Raw genomic sequence first — 21,338 nt, 5'->3', positions numbered from 1 at the left:
CAGCGCCGAGACGGATGAGGGGTGCGCGACAGAACGCGACATCAGAAAATTAAAGGATCTCAAGCGCTTAAGTCTGCGACGCCTCACTCCGTCCAACACCCCTCATCCGGCCGCTTCGCGGCCACCTTCTCCCACAAGGGGAGAAGGGGGAGTCGGCCCTACTCGTCCGCCTTGAACGTCTGCTTCTGCTGGCCCATGCCTTCGATGCCGAGCTCGACGACGTCGCCGGGCTTCAGGAACACCGGCGGCTTCATGCCCAGCCCTACGCCGGGCGGGGTGCCGGTGGAGATGATGTCGCCAGGCTGCAGCGACATGAACTGGCTGAGATAGGAGACCAGATATTTGACGCCGTAGACCATGGTCTTGGTCGAGCCGTTCTGCATGGTCCTGCCGTTGACGGTCAGCCACATCTTGAGGTTCTGCGGGTCGGCGATCTCGTCCTTGGTCACCAGCCAGGGGCCGATCGGGCCGAACGTGTCGCAGGACTTGCCCTTGGTCCACTGGCCCTGGCGCTCGGCCTGGAAGGCGCGCTCGGACACGTCATGCGCGACGCAATAGCCGGCAACATAATCCAGCGCATCGTCCTCGCTGACGTACTTCGCCGTCTTGCCGATGACGACGCCGAGCTCGACTTCCCAGTCGGTCTTGACCGAACCGCGCGGGATGAGCACGTCGTCGTCCGGCCCGACGATGGCCGAGCTTGCCTTCATGAAGATGATCGGCTCCGGCGGCACGGTGGCGCCGGTCTCGGCGGCGTGGTCGGAATAGTTGAGGCCGATGCAGATGAATTTGCCCGTGCCGGCGACGCAGGCGCCGATGCGTGGGCTACCGGAAACTGCCGGCAGCGATTTCGGATCGAGCTTCGAGAGCATCTCCAGCGACGCCGGATGGAGCGTCGTGCCGGCGATGTCGGCAACGTAAGCCGAAAGGTCGCGGATCGTGCCATCCTGATCGAGCAGGCCGGGACGTTCGCTCCCCACCTCGCCATAGCGCAGCAACTTCATCTTTAGTTCTCCACCTTGCGGCCAAAGGCCGTTTTGCAAAACTCTCCGCCGCGACGACGGCTCATGCGAAAATCGGGCGGACCGTACCCACCGACCTTGCCTGCGGCAAGCACAGACACCGCGTCAGCGGCCGGGAGGCAGGATTTTTTCAGACTGATCGATGCTTCCGACAAACGCGGAGGCCCGATCCGATCTTCCTGTTCGCCCGCCAACACGTCCCGAACCGCCGCGATCTTTCCGAACGGACGTCAGATCGACCAGCCGCCGTCGATATTGTAGGCCTGTCCCGACGTATAGGTCGCGCCAGCCAGATAGACGGCGAGATCGGCGATCTCCTCAGGCGTGCCAAGCCTTCCCATCGGCTGGCGGGCGATGAAGGCCGCACGCGCCGCTTCGTAGTCGCCCTGCGCGTGCATGCGGTCCTGCAGCGACGGGCTCTCGACGGTACCCGGGCAGATGGCGTTGCAGCGGATGCCTTTGGCGACATAGTCGGCCGCGACTGCCTTGGTGAGGCCGACGACCGCCGCCTTGGTCAGGCCGTAGACGAAGCGGTTCGGCACACCTTTCTGCGAGCTCGCCAGTGACGCCATGTTGATGATCGAGCCGTCGCCGCGCTCCAGCATGCCGGGCAGCACGGCGCGGATGGTGCGGATCATCGAGCGGACATTGAGATTCAAAGCGAAGTCGAGATCGGCATCCGTCATTTCGAGGATCGAGCCCGCATGGACGAAGCCGGCGCAATTGAACAGCACATCGACCGGGCCGATCTGGGCGAAAGCCGAGGTGACGGCCGCATCGTTGAGCACGTCGAGCTTGCGGGTCTTGATGCCGGGTGTCTTGCCCAGTTCAGCCAAAAGCTGCTCGTTGATGTCGGTGGCATGAACGGTGGCGCCCGCTTTGGCGAAGGCCAGCGCGCTCGCGCGCCCGATACCCTGCGCCGCCGCGGTGACGACGACCACCTTGCCAGCCAGATCCGCCATTGTTCCCTCCTGGTATTGCAAGCTTTCTTACTGACGGCCGGACGGGATGCAATGTGCCAGGCGAGCCTGCCGCCTGACTGATTATTGCCAGGCCAATTGTTTTTTCTGGTTAAAGAACACGTGACGACGCGTCAAGCCTGGAACAGGCAATCGCTTCGGGTTTCGAATTTGCCCCGCCGCCCCTTTCCGAGTTCAGGCGCCGCCCCTCACCTGCCTGCCGGCATCCTCTCCCCGTATAGTGACGGGGAGAGGGGCGCTCCCATCGTCGGTTTCGCCAATCGCTGGCGTTGCAAGAAGGGAGCTAGCGCTGCGGTCAGCCCTTTCTCCCCGTCACTATACGGGGAGAGGATGCCCGGCAGGGCAATGAGGGGCGGCGCGAACCTCGGCAGTTTGGCCATCCCCACCACAAGCTCGAAACTGTCGTTGGCTTGAAGCGGCTCGCCTGAAGCCCGCAAAGCCTGCGGCAAACGCGACCATCGGGTGTCGCGAATTCAGTCGCCGTAAGGCACCCAGACGTTCTTGACCTCGATGGCGCGGCGGAGCAATGCCTCGCCAGCGGCTTCGCTCGAGGTCCAGTCGAGGCTGCGGCCATTGCCGGTCCAGACGCGCTTGAGGTTGCCGATGGAGTCGGCCTCCGCCTTGGCGCAGGTTTCGGCATCGGCGAACACCCAGAGCCCGTCGACGTCATCATGCTTGGCCAGCACGCCGGCAAGCTCGGCGCTGCGGCCGGTGACGATGTTGATGGCGCCGGCCGGAATGTCGGAATATTCGATCACCTGGTAGAGGTCGGTGGCTAAAAGCGGATAGCGTTCGGACGGGACGGCCACCACGGTGTTGCCCATGGCGAGCGCCGGCGCCACCAGCGAGACGAAACCGAGCAGCGGCTGATTGTCCGGCGCGACGATCCCGACGACGCCCACCGGCTCATGCAGCGCCAGCGTGACGACGCGAGCCGGGGGCTGGTGGACGCGGCCCTCGAACTTGTCGGTGAGGCCGGCATAGAGGAACAGCCGCTCGATGGAGAGGTCCACTTCCTCCCGCGCGGCCTTGGCGGTGACGCCGGTGAGCTCAACGAGACGCGCGGCAAATTCATCGGCGCGGCCGGACAGGTTTTCCGCGAAATAGTAGAGCACCTGGCTGCGGTTGAAGGTCGTCGCGTCCGGCCAGGCCTTGCACGCGCGGGCAGCAGAAACTGCATCGCGGATGTCCTTGCGGTTGCCGAGCCCGGCTTCGCCGGCGAGCTTGCCCTTGGCGGTCGCGACGGCGAGCGAGTAGTTGCCGTCCGGCCGCACCTGCTTGCCGCCGATGAACAGCTTGGCCGTGCGGTCGATGGACGCGCCGTCGGCCTGCTCAACCGGCTGAGCGGAGCTGGCCGCCGTCGGCTTGATGGCCGGCCCGACGGGCAGCTTTGCTGCAAGATATTCGAACATGCCCTCGCGCCCGCCTTCGCGGCCGAAGCCGCTTTCGCGATAGCCGCCGAAGCCGCAGGCGGCGTCGAACATATTGGTGCCGTTGACCCACACCACGCCGGCCTTCAGCTGCGGCGCTACATGCAAAGCGAGGTTGATGTTCTCGCTCCACACCGAGGCGGCGAGGCCGTAGCGCGTGTTGTTGGCAAGTTCGATCGCTTCCTCGGTATTGCGGAAGCTCATCGTCGCCAGCACCGGTCCGAACACCTCCTCCTGCGCCAGGATATTAGCCGGCGCAACAGAAGTCGCCAGCGTCGGCAAGTGATAGTAGCCTGTCGTCGGCAGGGCGGCGTCCGGCTGCCAGCAGACAGCGCCCTGCTTCGCGCCCTCGGCGATCAGACCCCTGACGCGATCGAGCTGGGTACGGTCGACCAGCGGGCCGATATCGGTGTTCTTGTCGAGCGGGCTGCCGACGCGCAGCCGGCTCATCCTGACCTTGACCTTGGCGATGAAGGCCTCGGCGATGCCCTCCTGCACCAGCAGCCGCGAGCCGGCGCAGCACACCTGGCCCTGGTTGAACCAGATGCCGTCGACCAGCCCCTCGACCGCGCTGTCGAGATCGGCGTCCTCGAAAACGACGAAGGCCGACTTGCCGCCGAGCTCCAGCGAAAGCTTCTTGCCCGATCCTGCGGTTGCCTTGCGGATGATCTTGCCGACCTCGGAAGAGCCGGTGAAGGCGATCTTCTGGACGCCCGGATGATTGACGATGGCGGCACCCGCCTCAGGCCCGCCCTGGACGATGTTGACGACGCCTTTCGGCACCCCTGCGCGTTCGCAGATCTCGGCAAAGAGGATGGCGGTGAGCGGGGTGAACTCGGCCGGCTTCAGCACCACCGTGCAGCCGGCGGCGAGCGCCGGCGCGATCTTCCAGGCCAGCATCAGCAGCGGGAAATTCCACGGAATGACCTGGCCGACGACGCCGACCGGCTTGTGATCGGGAAAATCCTTTTCGAGCGTCTGCGCCCAGCCGGCATGGTGGATGAAGTGACGGATGGCCAACGGCACGTCGATGTCGCGGCTCTCGCGGATCGGCTTGCCGTTGTCGATCGATTCCAGCACGGCGAACAGGCGCTGGTGGCGCTGCATGGCGCGGCCGATGGCGTAAAGCACTTTCGCGCGTTGATAGCCCGAAGTCGCCGACCATTTCGGCAGCGCCTTGGCGGCGGCCGTAACCGCGGCGTCGATGTCGGCGGCGCCCGCATCCGAGATCTTGGCGAGCAGCTTGCCGGAGGACGGCTCGCTGGTGTCGAAAGTCTTGCCGTTTGCCGCCGCCTTCCAGGCGCCGTCGATGAACAGCGCTTTTGCGAAATCGCGCGAGGCCAACCAGGCATCGGCCTCGTTGCGGGCTTCCGGCGCCGGGCCGTATTCCATGGCGTGATAGCGTTCGAGGATGTTCATGGGGCGCCTCCTTTACCCTCCCCCTTGTGGGGAGGGTCGATCGGCAGAGCCGATCGGGGTGGGGGAAAATGGCTAATGGTTTGGTGCATTGGTCAGGCTGATCTGATTCTTCGACCCCCACCCCGCCGCTTTGCGGCGACCCTCCCCACAAGGGGGAGGGTGGGAGCTCAAGCCATCGCGTGGCGGTGGTTGGCCGAATAATGGCCGGTCAGGTGGTGCTCTAACTGGCGTTCGATGTCTGTGAGCAGGCTGGAGGCGCCGAAGCGGAACAACTCCGGCTCGAGCCAGGGCCGGCCGAGCTCTTCCTTCATCAGCACCAGCCAGTCGAGAGAAACCTTTGCGGTCGAAATGCCGCCGGCCGGCTTGAAACCGATCAGATAGCCGGTCTCCTCGAAATAGGCGCGGATGGCGCGCACCATGGCGAGGCCGACCGGAAGCGTGGCGTTGACGCTTTCCTTGCCGGTGGAGGTTTTTATGAAATCGGCGCCCGCCATCATCGCCACCATGGAGGCGAGCATGACGTTGCGCAGCGTGGCGAGGTCGCCGGTGCCGAGAATGACCTTGAGATGGGCATCGCCGCAGGCCGCGCGCATGGCGACGATCTCGTTGAACAGCTCGCGCCATCTGGCGCCGTAAACCAGGCCGCGCGGGATGACGACGTCGATCTCGTCGGCGCCGCCACGCACCGAAGCCTCGATCTCCTGCAGGCGGGTCGAGAGCGGCGCAAGCCCATGCGGGAATGCAGTGGACACGGCGGCGACATGGATGCCCGTGCCGCGCACCGCGTCGACCGCGGTAGCGACGAAGGGATGGTAGACGCAGACCGCCGCCGGACGGATGGTTTCGCCGGCGATGCCGAGCCCCTCGAGAATATCCTTGCGCAGCGGGTTGATCGCCTTGGCGCAGAGCCGGCGCACGCGCTCGTCGGTGTCGTTGGAGTTCAGCGTGGTGAGGTCCATGCAGGCAATCGCCCGCAGCAGCCAGGCAGCCTGGTTGTCGGCCTTGATCGAGCGCCGCTTGGTGAGCGTGGCGACACGGCGCTCAAGCGCCGAGCGGTTGACGCTGCGCATCGATTCCAGGAAGCCGAGATCGAGCTTCATGCCGGGGTTGCGGGCAATGCCGTGCTCCAGCGGCATCGACGTGTTCGCGGCGGCGCGCGCCGGCAGCGGCATAACCTTGGACGCACCGGCGCCTGCGCCGGCCTCGCGGATGGTGCTGCTCATCTCCTGCCCTTTCATTTCAGCGACGTGCGCCTTATGCCTTCATGCTGTCGTTCGGGCGACGCGCATGAAGATAGCCCGTGAAGCGACGCTTCACGAGTCTTTCAAAGGGTCATAGCGGAAAAAGGCCGCTCAGGCAGCAGATTTTTGACCGTACGGTCAAAACATCATACTGAGTGGGCGCTCCCGGCGTTGGAGATTGGCCGAAGCGCCATCCCTTCGTCATACTCGGGCTTGACCCGAGTATCCATTCCGTGACCTCAGCCGCAGAGCGCAACGGCGCAGAATTCTGTAACCGCTGCAACACCTTAGCATCGCGGAATGGATTCTAGGGTCTGCGCGCGTCGCTCCGCTCCTTGCTCCGCCCTAGAATGACGAAGCTCGAATGTCGTCGCTAATCTCAGACGCCTCCAACAGAGCTGGCGGCTGCGGCGCGCCTCAGCCGACAAAGGCGCGCTCGACGACGAAGGTGGCCGGATGGCTGAGCGAGCCTTCCTGGAAGCCGAGGCTTTCGGCGAGTTCCTTGACGTCCTTCAGCATGTGCATCGAGCCGCAGATCATGATGCGGTCGGTCTCGGGGTTGAGCTTGTCGATGCCGAGATCGGAATAGAACTTGCCGGAGCCGATCAGCGCGGTGATGCGGCCCATGCGCGCCGACTCTTCCCGCGTGGTCGAATTGTAGAGCGTGACGCGGCCGCCGGTCAGCTCGCCGATCAGCGGGTCGGTCTCGAGTGCCGCCACCAATTCCTGGCCGTAGGTGAGCTCGGCATTGTCGCGGCAGGTGTGGGTGAGGATGACCTGGTCGAATTTTTCATAGGTGTCGGGATCGCGCAGCAGGCTGGCGAAGGGCGCGATGCCGGTGCCGGTCGAGATCATGAAGACGCGCTTGGCGGGCGTCAGCGCGTCCAGCACCAGCGTGCCGGTCGACTTCTGGCGCATGATGACGGTGTCGCCGACCTGAATCTTCTGCAGCTCGGAGGTCAGCGGACCATCCGGCACCTTGATCGAGAAGAATTCGAGCTCGTCGTCCCAGGCCGGGCTCGCGACCGAATAGGCGCGGAAGATCGGCTTCTCGGCATTGGGCAGGCCGATCATGACGAACTCGCCGGAGCGGAAGCGCAGCGACTGCGGGCGGGTGATGCGGAACGAGAACAGACGATCGGTGTAGTGCTTCACCGACACCACGGTCTCGGCATAGACATTGGCCGGGATCGGGAACTGCAGCGGCCTGGCGCCGGCAATATTCAACGCGGATGTCGTGTTCATCAAACCCAACTTTCCGGGCCATGCTCAAAGGCGCTGGCGCCAAACTTTCTCTTGCGCGCCCGAACGATCAGGTTCCGGCGCGCCCTTTGCACACTGCCAAGCGGTAAGCTCTTGTGTCGGGAATTTATTAGTATACAAATGATCTTCAGGTCAAGATGGCGGCGTAAAACGCCTTTCCAAACCGAGGCATATCCGTAGTCCTGGCATTTCGGGTTTCGGCAATGAATGAGAAATTTTCGGCGTCGGCGGGAAGCGTCGTTGCCGGCATCGATGTCGGCGGAACCTTCACCGACCTGCTCTTGATCGACGGCAAGGCGGGCGGCAAGGTGCATATCGCCAAGACGCCAACCACGGTGGAAAATCAGGCCTTTGGCGTGGTGGCCGCGCTTGGCGCCACCGGCTTTCCGGTCGACGGCATCGACCTCATCGTGCACGGAACGACGACCACCACCAACGCGGTGCTGGAGCGCCGGCTGGCACGAACCGGCATGATCACCACCCGCGGCTTCCGCGACGTGATCGAGCTTGGCCGGCGAACGCGGCCGCAGGCCTATGGTATGACGGGCACCTTCGTGCCGGTCATTCCGCGGGATCTCAGGCTCGAAGTGTCGGAGCGGGTCGAGGCGTCCGGCGCGGTGCGCGTGGCGCTCGACGAGACCGAGATGCGCTATGCGGTGAAGAAGCTGCTCGACGCCGGCTGCGAATCGCTCGTCATCCATTTCCTGCATTCCTATGCCAACCCTTCGCACGAGCGGCGCGCGGCCGAGATTGCGGCGGAGCTCTGGCCGAACGGCCACATCACCACCGGCCATGCGCTGCTTTCGGAGGCGCGCGAGTTCGAGCGCGGCGTGACGGCTTCGGTCAACGCCTCGGTGCAGCCTATCCTGGAGCGCTATGTCGAGCGGCTGCGCAAGGAGCTGGCGGCCAAGGGCTATGCCCGCGACTTCCTGATCATGAACGGCAATGGCGGCATGATCTCGGCCCGCTTCGTCACGCTGGAATCGGCGAAGACCGTGATGTCCGGCCCGGCGTCGGGCGTGATCGCCGCCGCCTATACGGGAAAGCGCGCCGGCTTCGGCAACCTCGTCACCTACGACATGGGCGGCACCTCGACCGACGTGGCGCTGATCCGCAATGCCGAGCCCGCCGTGTCGAACGAGATCGAGATCGAGTATGCGATGCCGATCCATGTGCCGATGGTGGCCGTACACACCGTCGGCGCCGGCGGCGGCTCGATCGCGCGCGTCGACGCGGCCGGGCTGATCCAGATCGGCCCGGAAAGCGCCGGCGCCAATCCCGGCCCGATCTGCTACGGGCGCGGCGGCACGGATCCGACCATCACCGACGCCAATCTGGTGCTGGGCCGGTTGGCGCCGAAGAAGCTGCTCGCCGTCGACCACCCTGTCACTGTCGAGCGGGTAACCGCGATCTTCGAGGACAAGATCGGCGAGCGCACCGGCCTTTCCGGCGTCGAGGCGGCGGGCGCGGTGCTGAGACTCGCCAACATGAAGATGGCGGGCGCCATCCGCATGGTTTCGGTGTCGCGCGGCCACGACCCGCGCGACTTCGCGCTGTTCGCCTTCGGCGGCGCCGGGCCGCTGCACGCGACGGCGCTCGCTCGCGAGCTCGGCCTGCCCAGGGTGCTGGTGCCGGCGCGCCCGGGCATCACCAACGCGCTCGGCTGCGTCGTCGCCGATTTGCGGCATGACTTCGTCAACACAATCAACCAGCCGGTCGCAGGTCTCGACGAAACAAAGCTTCGCGAGGTATTGGAACGCCACCGGAATGAAGGCGAGGCGCTGATCGCCAAGGAAGCGGTGAAGCCGAACGCGATCCGCGTCACCCATTCGGCCGACATGCAGTTCGTCGGCCAGACGCACATCATCAACGTGCCGCTGCCGTCGTCCTCGGTTTCACGAGAAACGCTGCAGCTTCTGTTCGAAAAGGCCTATTTCGCTCGCTTCAAGGTAGAGCTGCCGGAGATCCGCGCCAATCTCGTCAACCTCAACACCTCGGTCACCGGGGTGCGGCCGCAGATCGACCTATCGCGGCTGATCGACCCGGCAGGGCGCGCGGCGACGCTCGAGGAGGCGCTGCGCGAAATCCGGCCGGTCTGGTATCACGGCAGCTGGCACGACACGCCAGTCTACTCTCGCGAAAAACTGCCACTCGACGCAACAGTAGAGGGGCCGGCGATCCTCGAACAGATGGACGCCACCACGGTGCTCGAACCCGGCGACCGGGCGCGATCGGACGCCGACGGCAACATCATCATCGACATCGGCGAGGCCTGAACATGCCAGCGTTCGAAGGGGCAAAGCTCGACACGATCACGCTTTCGGTGCTGCAGGCCGCGCTGCAGCAGGTCTGCGATGAAATGGACCTGACGTTTTCCCGCGCGGCTTTCTCGCCGGTCATCGCCGAGGCCAACGACCGCTCGGACGGCATCTATTCGGCGGTCGACGGCTCGCTGATCGCGCAAGGCAGCCAGGGCCTGCCGGTGTTCGTCGGCGTCATGCAATATTCGACCAAGACGGTGATCGAGATGATCGCCGACGGCCGTTGCCTGACGCCGGAGCCCGGCGACATCTACATCGTCAACGACCCCTATCTCGGCGGCACGCATCTGATGGATGTGCGCTTCGTCATGCCGGTCTATCGGGCCGGCAAGATTTTCTGCTGGCTTTCCAACACCGGGCATTGGCCGGACATCGGCGGCTCGGTGCCAGGCGGGTTCTCGGCATCGGCCACAGCGGTCGAGCAGGAAGGCCTGCGCCTGCCGCCGGTGAAACTGTTCAAGAAGGGCGTGCTCGATCCCGAGATCTACGCCATCATCTGCTCCAACATCCGCGTCGCCGACCAGCGCATCGGCGACATCCGCGCGCAGGCGGCAGCACTCTTGATCGGCCAGGACAGACTCAATGAGATACTCGATCGTTACGGTGACGAAACTGTCGTGAAGGCGATCGCCGAGCTGCGCAGCCGCGCCGCCGAGCAGATGCGCGCCTCGATAGCCGTCATACCCGACGGCGTCTACCGCTCGCAGGCTTTCGTCGATTCCGACGGGGTGGTGAACGAGCCGCTGACCGTCAATCTCGCCGTCGAGAAGAAAGGCGACACGCTCACCTTCGATTTTGCCGGCTCCTCGAAACCCTGCGCCGGGCCGATGAACAGCGTGCTGGCGACGACCTTGTCGTCGGTCTATCTCGCCATGCGGCATATTTTTCCGGAAGTGCCGATCAGCGCCGGCGCCTTCGAGCCGCTGAACGTCAAGCGGCCGGAAGGCACTTTCCTCGATGCGAAATATCCGCGCCCGGTCTCGGGCTGCGCGGCGGAGGTGTCGCAGCGCATCGCCGAAGCAGTGTTCGCGGCCATGGTTCAGGCGCTGCCGGAGAAGGTGACAGCGGCGCCCGCCGGATCCAGCGGCAATTTCGCGCTCGGCGGCAACGACCCGGCGCGCGGGCGCGACTACGTCATGTACCAGATCTCGGGCGGCGGCTATGGCGGCAATGCCGGCCATGACGGCTTGAGCAATGGCTGCTCGACCATCGGCATTTCGAAGTCGCCGCCGGTCGAGATCATGGAGCAGGCCTTTCCGGTGCTCTACCGTCACTACGCGCTGCGCGAAGGCTCGGGCGGCGCCGGCAGGCATCGCGGCGGCTTCGGGCTGGCCTATGAGGTGGAGATCCTGCGAGGTGAAGCCCGCGCGTCCTTCGTCATGGACCATGGCCGTTTCGGGCCGCAGGGCGCGCTCGGCGGCAGGGACGGCGCGCCGAACAGCGTGACCGTGTTCCGGGGCGGCGAAGCGCATGTGCCGCCGCACCTTTCCAAGGAACAGGACATCGCCCTCAAGGCAGGCGACCGCGTGCGCGTCGGCACGCCGGGCGGCGGCGGCTATGGCGACCCGCGCGAGCGCGATCCGACGCTGGTCGCCGAGGATGTCCGGCTCGGCTACTACACGGCGGAGCAGGCCAGCGAGATGTTCGGGGGGTCTCTCGGCTAACGGCGTCGCGGAAGCGGCCGAGTTTGCACAGAACGAGGATCATGCGCGGGATCAAGGAGGGGCATTCTCACCCAGCCGGTCGTGTCATCAGGGTTTTCATCGGCTCGCGCCTGCTGCTGCCGAAGACGCAACTGAGCGGATCGCTCGTTGTCGCGGTCAGGGCTTTGCTCGAGCACTAGCCCGGACGAGACGCGCCGCCCTGGCGCCTCCGGCAGTGGCGCACCCATCTGCAACACTACCCCGCATATTAACATCGGCCGCGCCGGAACCGCCTGCACCGTCCCTCAAACCGGGCGGATGTTCTGGTTGTGGTGGAAGACGTTGTCGGGGTCGTATGTGGTCTTCACGTCCACCAGCCGGTCGTACACAGAGTCGCCGTACGCCTCGCGGACCCGGTCCGGATCTTCGTCCCCGCCGAGGAAGTTGACGTAAACGCCTTCGCGGAAGTGTCCGAGGGCGGCGAAAAACCTCTTCGTCCAGGCGGTATCCCGGTCGCCATAGTCCTCGCCGGGCCGCCACACCGCATCAAGGGTGATCGCGTGCGACGCCTGGCGGTTCCCGAACGCCGTCTCGCCCTCGGCCACCCGGCTCACCGCCCCCTTCAGATGGAACATCGCCACGTAGGACCGTGGCGACGAAGCGGAGAACGCATGCCCGGCGATCACGTCGATGAGGTCGTCGCGGAGCTCGGGTAGATGGGTGGACTTCCAGTAGTAGTTCCAGCCGTGGACGACGGTCGAGTCGAGCGCGCTCTGGAATACCGCGTACGGCTTGGGCCCGACCAGGTCGAGGAGGGGGGACCGGAATGCGCGGAGCGGCCGGAGCGTCTTCTCACCGTCTTCTATCGGCCCGGCGTAGCAGCTACCCACGATCATCATGGGGCGCCAATGTAGCTCCTCAGGGATGACGGGCAGCGGCGGGGCGGTACCGAACCTCACGACCGTGCCGAGCTCGCAGGGAGCATCGCGGACGAAGTCGCGGTAGAAGCGGAGGACGTCCCCGGCGTCGTTCGCGTCCCAAAGGATGGGCCCGGCCAGAACGGTCGGCCCGACGGCGTGGAGACGGAACTCGAACGAGGTGACCACGCCGAAATTGCCGCCGCCGCCTCTGAGCGCCCAGAACAGGTCGGGGTGCTCGTCCTCGGATGCCCGCAGCAGCTCGCCGTCGGCCGTCACGAGATCGACGGCGACGAGGTTGTCGACCGTGAGGCCATGCTTGCGCATCAGCCAGCCGACGCCACCGCCGAGGGTGAGTCCGGCGACTCCAGTGTGGCTCACGATTCCGCCAGTGGTGGCGAGACCGTACGCCTGCGTCTCGTGGTCGACATCGCCCCACAGCGCGCCACCCTGTACCCAGGCCCGGCGGTTTGCGGGATCGACCCGCACGCCCCGCATCGCCGAGAGGTCGACGACGATGCCGTCGTCGCAAACGGCGGTGCCCGCCACATTGTGGCCTCCACCCCGTATGGCGATCTCCAGATCGTGGCCGCGGGCGAAACGCACGGCCGCGATCACGTCGGAGGTCCCGATGCATCGGGCGATCAGGCGCGGGCGCCGGTCGATGGCGCCGTTCCACACGGCGCGGGTGGTGTCGTAGTCGGCTTGGTCGGCACTGATCAGCCTGCCCCGGAAATCGCCGATCTCCGCGACGCCTGTTTCCTGGCTCCGGTGGCCGACGTCTGCGATCATGGTTGTCATTGTCGTGTCCTCCTCTCTCGAAGGAAGGCTATATCGGAACCACCACGTGCCGCTGCCGTATAGTCAAGAATCTGGACTTCACAGCCGACGGCGGGCGTGGAACACTGGCGGTGTGAGAACGTACGGCCAGTACTGCCCCATCGCCCGCGGCGCCGAGATTTTCGCCGAGCGCTGGACACCGCTGATCATCCGCAACCTGTATCTTGGCTGCGGAAGCTTCAGCGAGATCCTGGAGGGCGCGCCCGGACTCTCCCGTACGCTGCTCTCGGAGCGGCTCAAGCAGCTCGAATCGGTCGGTGTCGTCGAGTCGGCACCCAAGCCCGACGGGCGCGGGCGCCACTACGAGCTCACATTCGCCGGCCACGACCTCTTCGCGGTTTGCCAATCGCTCGGCGAATGGGGAGCGCATTGGCTCGAGATCGCGCCCCAGCATCTCGACCCCTTTGTGGCCTTATGGTCGATGTGCAATGCGCTCCGCCGGGACCGGCTCCCGGATCGACGCGTCGTCATCCGTTTCGACTTCACCGGCCGCCCGCGCCGTGAGCGCTATTGGCTACTTATCGAGCTTGGAGACACCGAGATCTGCAAGACGAATCCCGGCCTCGACGAGGACCTCTACGTCACGGCGGAAGCCGAAGCCTTCGTCAAGTGGCACGCCGGACAGCTTACTTGGGCTCAGGCCACCCGCGACGACCGCATCCAACTCGACGGCGACCTGTCGCTCGCAAGAGCTTTCCCGACCTGGAACGCCCGCAGCACGTTCGCCAACATCAGGCCGGTCTCCCGCACCGTCACTAGAGCCGGATGATTTCGGATCGAGTCGATCCGAAATCTGAATCCGGCTCTAAATCAAAGAGATAGAGCATGATGTCGTCCGAAAACCGCCTCACATTTTTCGGCATCATGCTCTAGTCCTGCGGGCTGACATCCTGGATGCGGCCTCCCATCGTGCACCCCAGAGGGGGCGCGACGGATCGCCGGCGCGATCACGCCAGCTTCGCCAGCAGCCGCAGGAACGTCGCGGCTTCCTTGGCCGTCAGGGGCGCAAGAGTCTCCTCGGTGATGGTGCGGGCAAGCGGGATCAGCCGCTCGATCGCCTCGCGGCCTTCCGGCGTCAGATTGACCAGCAGGCGCCGCTTGTCGACCTCGTGCTTGGAGAGCTCGACCAGCCCGCGCGCTTTCAGCCGGTCGATGACGCCTTTCACCGTGGCGGCATCCATCGCGATCAGCGTTCCGAGCTGGTTCTGCGAGGTCTCGCCGATATCGTAGAGCTTGGCTAAAGCGGCGAATTGCGGCGGCGTCAGATCGCCGATGTGAGCGGCAAAGATCGAGACATGGCGCTGATGCGCCTTGCGCAGGATGAAGCCGACCTGGTCCTGCAGATGGTAGTTGTTTTCGTCCGGCTCTTCGGCTTCGACGAGCCGCAGCAGATTGTCCTCGCCACTCATCTCAAGCCGTCCCATGCCTTGATGTCCTCGGCAGCGAGACCGCCCATGCGGTTGTGGACGCGCGGGCCGCAGGTCATGGCGAGGCAGAACAGGATTTCGTCGGGACGCGGGCCGTCGCTGACGCCGACCTCCATCGCGTCGAAATGGCTGCGGACATAGGCGGCGTTGATGTGGCCGAGCGGCACGTCGAGCCGCGCGCCGAAGGCGCCGACCTTCTTGGCCGACGGCACGATCGCCTTGGCGTCGCCCAGCCTCTCGCGCATTGCATAACCGCCCGGCACATGCCACAGCGCGCCGTGCTCCAGCTCGCCGGCGGAACCTACGATGGCGCCCTTGCCGTAGCCGTCGATCTTCTTCACGTCGCCACCAAGTGCTGCAATCAGTCTGTCGGACAGCAGCAGCCCGAGCGGCTTCAGGTCTTCCATCGCGCCTTGCAAATCCTCGACATAGCGGCCGGCGAACGGATTTTTCACCACGGCGAGAGCTGCCGCGCGCAGGCGCGGTTCTTTTGCCACGGGGCCGCCGTCGTGGAAGATTTCCTCGGTCAGCACCGCAACCTTGCGGATCGGAAATTCAGGCATGGGCAGTTTCCTTCGCTTTATGTTTGTTGGGCGCGGCGAGCGCCACGGAACCACTGATGCGGGACTCGCCCGCAAGGAACAGCGCCGAGGCGGCAATCAGGCCGCGCCGGCGAAAATCTTCGGCGACGGCAAGGCCGTTGTCCAGCGCCCGCGCCACCTCGCCGGATGCAAGCGCGCCGACGCCCTGTGTCACCAGCCGGGCGCCGAGATCGCTGTCGGGCGCCAGCTCGCGCGCCGGCACGCGACGGATCGCCGGATGCCCGGGCAGGTCGACGGCGTTGGCGATGAGTGTCGCCGCGGCATCCGCCTCGGCGCCGGTCCGCGCCAGCACGGTGACGGCATCCGCTATGCCCAGCGAAAAAGATCGGCCGCGCCAGCCGCTGGTGGCAACACCGCGCACGCCATCCTCGGCGTGGATGGTGATGCGGTCGGCCATGCCATGCCCGGTGCCGGCTATCGCCAGCGTCATCGTCTCGCCCTTGCCAAGGTGGATGGCGCTGTCGCCGCCATTGTTGACGTAGGCGCGATCGAGCCGCCGCCCGGCAACCAGCGCTGCCAGAATTTCGTCGGCTACCGAACCGGCGACGGCGGCCATCGGCGTGATGAAGCTTTCCGCCAGCGGCGCGACCGCAACCTCCATGCGCCGCGCCGTTGCACCAACGAAAGCGCGCGGGATAGAGGACGCGGGACGGCGCAATTCGGGAAGTTCCTCGACCAGCTCGGTCAGGATCGTCTGGAAGCGCGACACGGCCTGCGCGTAAGCGGCGCGGCACTCACCCGTCTCGCCGAAAGCCTCGACAACAAGATCGATTGGCCCATGGTTGAGGTGAAGCCGCCTGCCGTCGGCAAGCCAATGCGCCTGCGGGCCGTTCATCAGCCGGCTCCGTTGGCCCGGCCACGGCGCAACTGCGCCAGCGGCGGCCAGGGATTGCCTGCCGGCGCGCCGGCATTGCTGCGCGGATTGAGGTATTCGCCGCCCTTGGCGAGGATATCCTCGACGCTGCGGATCTCGCTCTCATAGCCGCCGAGCCGGACATAGTCGTCGCGGCGCATGGTGAATTCGATCGGCGCGACCAGCGCCGGGGTCGGAACATAGCCGAAGGCGCCCTCCGGCACGCGGGTGACGTCGACCATCAGCGTGATGCCGCCGCCCGGCCAGACATAGACCGGCGCGCCGCCCACTGTCACATAGGTCCTCAGGCCCTGCACCGAGCGGGTGAGGTTGACCGGGTTTTCGGTGACGCCGGCGCGCAGCGAGCCGCCGGCGCCGCCGATGAACAGCACCGTGCAAAGCGCCGGCTCGCAATTGTCCTCGATCAAGCCGACGGATTTCTGCAGCCGCTCCGGAAACGGCTTCTCGATCGGCTTCAGCTGGTCGTCGAGCTCGTAATAGGCGAACTGCTCGCCGGTGGTCGAAACCATCATGAGCGACAGGCCGGGGCGTGCGCCCTTCTTGGCGTTCCAGTCGCCGAGGATCGACAGCGGGTCAGAGATCGTGGTGCCGCCCCAGCCGAGGCCGGGTTCCGACACCTTGAAATAACGGCCCGGCGTCGAACGCCGGCCGATGATCTTTATCCCGGTATCCTCCCAGCCCAGCACCTTGCCGGCCTGATGCTCGGAGACGACGCCGGTGATGTGGTCGTCCACCACCACCACCTCGTCGACAAGGCCGCGCCATTGCGTGGCGAACATGCCGATGGTGGCCGAGCCGCAGCCGACGCGCATGCGGCGCTCGACCTTGCCGTCGATGACCGGCGCCTTGCCGGCTTCGACGACGACTGTCGCGCCGCCATCGATGGTGAGCTCGACCGGCTTCCTGTTGCAGAGATTGAGCAGTGCATCGCAGGTGGCGCGTCCCTCCGACTTCGAGCCGCCGGTCAGGTGATGGACACCGCCGAGCGACAGCATCTGCGAGCCGTATTCGCCTGTCGTCACATGGCCGATCGCCTCGCCTTCCGACCGCACGGTCGCCGTCTCGTCGCCGATGTGGCGATCGGTGTCGATCTTCACCTTGACGCCGCAGTAGGAGAAGATGCCTTCGGTGACGACGGTGACGAGATCGACGCCCTCGACCTCCTGGCTGACGATGAAGGGCGCCGGCTTATAGTCCGGATAGGTGGTGCCGGCGCCGATCGCCGTGACGAAGCGCCGGCCGGTGTTGACCAGCTCGCCGCCCCACTCTTCGCCCTCGGCAACGAAAGGCACGACCGCGCCGCCGGTTTCGGCCGCATGGTCGAGGATGGTCAGCGGGTCCATGCGCACGATGCGGCCGCCGACATTGCCATAGCGGTCGCAGGCGCCGGTGCGGCCGTCGGCGATGTAGCACATGACCGGACAGGCATCGCAGCGGATTTTTTCCGCCACCTGCTTCTCGCCGGGATCATGGGTTTCGAAACGTTCGGCAAGCTCGCTCATCGGCGCGCCTCCTTGTCGCGGATCGCCGCCAGGATGCGGGTGGGCGTCGCCGGCACCTTGGTGACCAGGACGCCGGTGGCATGGCGAATGGCGTTGAGGATCGCCGGCGCGGTCGGGATCAGCACATGCTCGCCCAGCCCCTTGGCGCCGAAGGGTCCTTCCGGATCCGGAACCTCGACCAGTATGTGTTCGATCGGCGGCACGTCGCCGATGGTCGGGATGAGGTAATCGTGCAGGTTCTCGGTGCGGCCGGGGATATACTCCTCCATCAGCGCCATGCCGATGCCTTGCGCGATGCCGCCCTCGATCTGGCCCTCGACCAGGAGCGGATTGATCGCTTTGCCGACATCATGCGCGGCGGTGATCTTGATCAGCTTCACGGTGCCCAGCTTGAGATCGATCTCGAGCTCGGCGATCTGCGCGCCATAGCCATAGACGGCGTAGGGCTTGCCCTGGCCCTTGGCGTCGAGCGGCAGCGTCGGCGGGTCGTAGGTCTCTTCGGCCACGAAGACCAAACCGTCGGCATCGGCTTTCAGCGTCGCAAGATCGATGCGGCGCGTTGCCTCGCCCTCCCGGATGGAGACGTTTGCGCCGTCGAGCGCGATCGTCGCCTGGCCGGAGACATTGGCGAAGCGCAGGATTTTTTCGCGCAGCGCGCGGCCGGCCTTCTCGGCGGCCTTGCCGGTCACAAAAGTCTGGCGCGAGGCCGATGTCTTGCCGGCGTCCGGCGTGATGGCGGTATCGGCGCTCTCCAGCCGGAATTTGTCCAGCGGCAGGCCGAGCGCGTCGGCGCAGATCTGAGCGATGACCGTGTTCGAGCCTTGGCCGATATCGACCGCGCCCTGATGCAGGACGACGTCGCCATCGACCGATATGCCGACCTTGATGGTCGAGGGATTGGGCAGCGAGGTGTTGCCGCAACCATACCAGCAGGAGGCGACGCCGACGCCGCGTTTTTTCTCCGTGTTGGCGGCGTTGAATGTTTCAGCCTCGGCAAGCGCGCGCGCCCAGTGCGGACGAAGCTGCTCCAGGCATTCCCCGATGCCGACGCCCGACTCCAGGAGTTGGCCCGTCACCGTTTCGTAGCCGTTACGAAGGCAGTTCTTCAGGCGGAAATCGAGCCGGTCCATGCCGAGCTTGCCGGCGAGCTCGTCGTAGAGCGTTTCCTGCATGATCGTCGCCTGCGGCACGCCGAAACCGCGGAAGGCGCCGGCGATCGGGCCGTTGGTGTGGATGGCATAGCCCGTCGCCCGATAGTTCGGCGTCAGATAGGGACCGGAGGCGTGGACCGGCACGCGATTGGCGACCGTCGGCCCCCAGCTGGCGTAGGCACCGGTGTTGAAATCGCCTGTGAAGACCATGCCGGTGACGCAGCCGTCGGCATCCGTGCCGATGGTCGCTTTCATCTCGGCGGGATGGCGCTTGGTGGTCGACATCATCGATTCATTGCGCGTGTAGGCAAGCGCGGCCGGTCGGCCCGTCTTCATCGCCACCAGGCCGATAAGAGGCTGCAGCGAAACATCGAGCTTGGAGCCGAAGCCGCCGCCGGTAGCGGTCGGAACGATGCGCACCTTCTCGACCGGCAGGCCGAGCACCTTGGCCGTGTCATCGCGGTCCATATACGGCGCCTGCGTGCAGGCGACGACGACGAGCGTGTCGCCGTCCAAGTAAGCGTATCCGGCTTCCGGCTCGATATAGGCGTGCTCGACAAAGGAGGTCTCGATCGCACCTGACGCGGTGACGGCGGCGCCGGCAAGCGCGCCGTCCGGATCGCCGCGCTCGACAAAGCCCGACGTCAGCAGGTTCGCCGGCCGATACTTGTGGATCGGCGAGGCATCGTCGGCCTTCGCCTCGCGAGGCTGCAGGACATGCGGCAGTTCGGTCCAGGCGACAGGAAAACCGTTAAGGTCGAGATCCAGGATCGCCTCGCGCTCACCCGCCACGAGCGCCACCGCCTCGCCTCGGAAGCGGGCGAAGCCTTCGGCCAGAGCCGGCTGATCGGCAAAGGGGCCGATGACGCCGAAGCAGTTCTTGCCCGGAATGTCGGCAGCAGTGAAGACGCCTGCGATGCCGGGATGAGATTTGGCCCAGGCTTCAACATCGCCGAAGCTGAACCGGGCATGGTAATGCGGCGAGCGCACCACGAAAACGGCCAGCGCATCGGCCGGAAAAGAGTCGCCGCCGAACCTCTCGCCGCCGGTAACCTTCGGCTCGCCGTCGAGGCGGATCGGCGAAGCGCCGACGGCGCGGCCGGTGGCCGGCATTCTACGGTCAAGCTCGAGGTCCAGCTCATGAAGTTGGCGCTGCCCTTCACCCTTACCCTCTCCCCGTGAAGGACGGGGACAGGGAGTCGCCAGCGCTGGAGCCCGTCCCTTCTCCCCGTCACTATACGGGGAGAAGGTGCCGGCAGGCGGATGAGGGGCGGCGCTGACCTTCGGCGGTTCGCGCCGCGCAGCATCCATGACCGCGGCAATGATCTTTCGGTATCCCGTGCAGCGGCAGAGCACGCCGCCCAGCGCATCCTGCGTTTCGGCCTCGCTTGGCGCGGGATTGTGCTCCAGCAGCGCGCTGGCTGCCACCAGCAGACCCGGCGTGCAGATGCCGCACTGCGCGGCGCCATGCTCCAGAAACGAGGCCTGCAGGGCGGAGAGCCGGCCATTGGCGAGGCCCTCGACCGTGGTGACGGAGGCGCCGGAGACCGAGGCGGCAGGCACCAGGCAGGCGCAGACCGGATCGCCATCGACCAGCACGGTGCAGGCGCCGCAGTCGCCGGCGTCGCAGCCGACCTTGGTGCCGGTGAGCCGCAACTCGTCGCGCAAAACCTGCGACAGCCGCCGCACCGGCGGCACCGATACGCTGACGGCGGCGCCATTGACCTCGAAGGCGATGTCGGCTCGCGCCATGCTCGTGGACGGCCGGGCCTTGCCGATGTCGGGCCGCGCTTCGTTCATGCCGCCACCTTGCCGCTATCCTGGCCGAGGGCGGCACGCACGGCGCGGGCAACGATCTCGCGCGCGGCGTGCTCCCGGTATTCGGCGCTGCCGCGCACATCGCCGATCGGCGACAGTTCGTCGATCGGCGCGGACAGGACCGCGTCGGCGAGCGCCTCGTTGATCGGGCACCCGCGCAGGGCCGCCTCGACGCCGGTAAGACGGCGGGCGACGGCGGAGCAGGCGCCGACGGCGATGGCCGCATCGGCGACCGCTCCATCCTCAACCACCAGGCGAGCCGCCACCATGGCAATCGAGATGACCAGATAGCGCCGGGCACCGAGCTTGACGAAGGCCGACGTGCCGACGGCGGAGCGCTTCGGAACACGAATGGCAGTAACCATCTCGCCTGGCTGCAGCGCCGTGCGGCGGTTGCCGAGGATGAAGTCACCGAGCGGCAAATGGCGGATTGCTTTCGCCGATCGCAATTCGACTTCCGCCTCGAGCACCATAAGCGCCGGGACGCCATCGGCGGCGGGCGAGGCATTGCAGAGATTGCCGGCGACGGAAGCGACATTCTGTATCTGGACGGAGCCGACCTCGCGTGCGGCCGCCTTCAGCGCATCGAACGCCGCCGGCAGCGGATGGCGAACGATGTCGGTCCAGGTGGTGCGGGCGCCGATCCGCCAATGATCATTCGTCTCGGCGACGCCGCGCAGCGCGGTGAGACCGTTGATGTCGAGGACATTGTCGCGAAAAGGTTTTGCGCCCTGCGCCGGATAGAAATCCGTGCCGCCGGCAAGGATGCGCCAACGGTCCTCGCCAAGCAGAGCGAGCGCCTCGTCGACCGTGGTGGGTTTCGCGTAACGGATCACGCTTTGCCTTCCCAGAAAGGGGCTTTCCGAGGGAACCTGCCGAGCATCAGGC

The 21,338-nt window shown here is 66.0% G+C and carries 15 protein-coding genes; 3 read left to right on the top strand and 12 right to left on the bottom strand.

All coding sequences use genetic code 11. The annotated features are described in order from the left end of the window. Positions 1–158: 158 nt before the first annotated feature. The 5 genes from ABID26_RS17715 to ABID26_RS17695 all read right to left on the bottom strand — a co-directional run bounded on the left by ABID26_RS17715 (position 159) and on the right by ABID26_RS17695 (position 7,337). Positions 159–1,004, bottom strand: a complete 846-nt coding sequence (locus ABID26_RS17715) for a fumarylacetoacetate hydrolase family protein (RefSeq protein ID WP_126096692.1) — start codon at positions 1,002–1,004, stop codon at positions 159–161. A gap of 248 nt (positions 1,005–1,252) precedes the next feature. Next, positions 1,253–1,984 carry an SDR family oxidoreductase gene (locus tag ABID26_RS17710; protein WP_126096693.1) on the bottom strand — a complete coding sequence of 244 codons (732 nt, stop codon included), beginning with the start codon at positions 1,982–1,984 and terminating at the stop codon, positions 1,253–1,255. A gap of 491 nt (positions 1,985–2,475) precedes the next feature. After that, complete coding sequence (locus tag ABID26_RS17705; RefSeq protein ID WP_126096694.1) at positions 2,476–4,851, bottom strand: aldehyde dehydrogenase family protein; 2,376 nt, start codon at positions 4,849–4,851, stop codon at positions 2,476–2,478. A 167-nt stretch (positions 4,852–5,018) separates the two neighbouring features. Beyond that, positions 5,019–6,074: a deoxyribose-phosphate aldolase gene (gene deoC / locus ABID26_RS17700; protein ID WP_126096695.1), complete on the bottom strand. Its 1,056-nt coding sequence runs from the start codon at positions 6,072–6,074 to the stop codon at positions 5,019–5,021. Positions 6,075–6,509: 435 nt separating this feature from the next. Next, positions 6,510–7,337: a ferredoxin--NADP reductase gene (locus tag ABID26_RS17695; protein WP_126096696.1), complete on the bottom strand. Its 828-nt coding sequence runs from the start codon at positions 7,335–7,337 to the stop codon at positions 6,510–6,512. A gap of 221 nt (positions 7,338–7,558) precedes the next feature. Between ABID26_RS17695 and ABID26_RS17690 the strand changes: the two genes are divergently transcribed. Then, a complete protein-coding gene (locus ABID26_RS17690; protein WP_292303584.1) occupies positions 7,559–9,631 on the top strand; it encodes a hydantoinase/oxoprolinase family protein in 2,073 nt (690 codons plus the stop codon). 2 nt (positions 9,632–9,633) lie between these two features. Next, the gene (locus tag ABID26_RS17685) at positions 9,634–11,340 is read left to right on the top strand and encodes a hydantoinase B/oxoprolinase family protein (RefSeq protein WP_292303585.1); all 1,707 of its coding nucleotides are present in this window, start codon (positions 9,634–9,636) and stop codon (positions 11,338–11,340) included. 284 nt (positions 11,341–11,624) lie between these two features. Here ABID26_RS17685 and ABID26_RS17680 read toward each other — a convergent pair whose 3' ends face one another. Beyond that, the gene (locus tag ABID26_RS17680; RefSeq protein WP_292303587.1) at positions 11,625–13,037 is read right to left on the bottom strand and encodes an FAD-binding oxidoreductase; all 1,413 of its coding nucleotides are present in this window, start codon (positions 13,035–13,037) and stop codon (positions 11,625–11,627) included. Positions 13,038–13,149: 112 nt separating this feature from the next. Here ABID26_RS17680 and ABID26_RS17675 point away from each other — a divergent pair, with 112 nt between their 5' ends. Then, positions 13,150–13,845, top strand: a complete 696-nt coding sequence (locus ABID26_RS17675) for a winged helix-turn-helix transcriptional regulator (RefSeq protein WP_354416012.1) — start codon at positions 13,150–13,152, stop codon at positions 13,843–13,845. A 178-nt stretch (positions 13,846–14,023) separates the two neighbouring features. Here ABID26_RS17675 and ABID26_RS17670 read toward each other — a convergent pair whose 3' ends face one another. From ABID26_RS17670 to ABID26_RS17645, 6 genes are read right to left on the bottom strand one after another with little or no spacing between them, the layout of a single operon-like run. Next, a complete protein-coding gene (locus ABID26_RS17670) occupies positions 14,024–14,485 on the bottom strand; it encodes a MarR family winged helix-turn-helix transcriptional regulator (protein ID WP_126086407.1) in 462 nt (153 codons plus the stop codon). Next, positions 14,482–15,066 (bottom strand): amino acid synthesis family protein, encoded by a 585-nt coding sequence (locus ABID26_RS17665; RefSeq protein WP_354416011.1) that lies wholly within the window; start codon positions 15,064–15,066, stop codon positions 14,482–14,484. The genes ABID26_RS17670 and ABID26_RS17665 overlap by 4 nt, the downstream gene beginning before the upstream one ends. Then, on the bottom strand, positions 15,059–15,940 hold the full coding sequence (locus tag ABID26_RS17660) for a UPF0280 family protein (protein ID WP_354416010.1): 882 nt from the start codon (positions 15,938–15,940) through the stop codon (positions 15,059–15,061). Before ABID26_RS17660 ends, ABID26_RS17665 begins: the two co-directional genes overlap by 8 nt. Further along, entirely contained in the window at positions 15,940–17,481 is a 1,542-nt protein-coding gene (locus tag ABID26_RS17655) for a 6-hydroxynicotinate reductase (protein ID WP_354416009.1), read from the bottom strand. The genes ABID26_RS17660 and ABID26_RS17655 overlap by 1 nt, the downstream gene beginning before the upstream one ends. Continuing rightward, positions 17,478–20,432 (bottom strand): molybdopterin-dependent oxidoreductase, encoded by a 2,955-nt coding sequence (locus ABID26_RS17650; RefSeq protein ID WP_354416008.1) that lies wholly within the window; start codon positions 20,430–20,432, stop codon positions 17,478–17,480. Before ABID26_RS17650 ends, ABID26_RS17655 begins: the two co-directional genes overlap by 4 nt. Further along, a complete protein-coding gene (locus ABID26_RS17645; protein ID WP_126096705.1) occupies positions 20,429–21,286 on the bottom strand; it encodes an FAD binding domain-containing protein in 858 nt (285 codons plus the stop codon). Before ABID26_RS17645 ends, ABID26_RS17650 begins: the two co-directional genes overlap by 4 nt. Positions 21,287–21,338: the final 52 nt, after the last annotated feature.

The organism is Mesorhizobium shonense (assembly GCF_040545255.1).
GTDB lineage: Bacteria > Pseudomonadota > Alphaproteobacteria > Rhizobiales > Rhizobiaceae > Mesorhizobium > Mesorhizobium shonense.
Note: the sequence above shows the minus strand (reverse complement) of the source record. Positions and strands in the feature narration are given on the sequence as shown.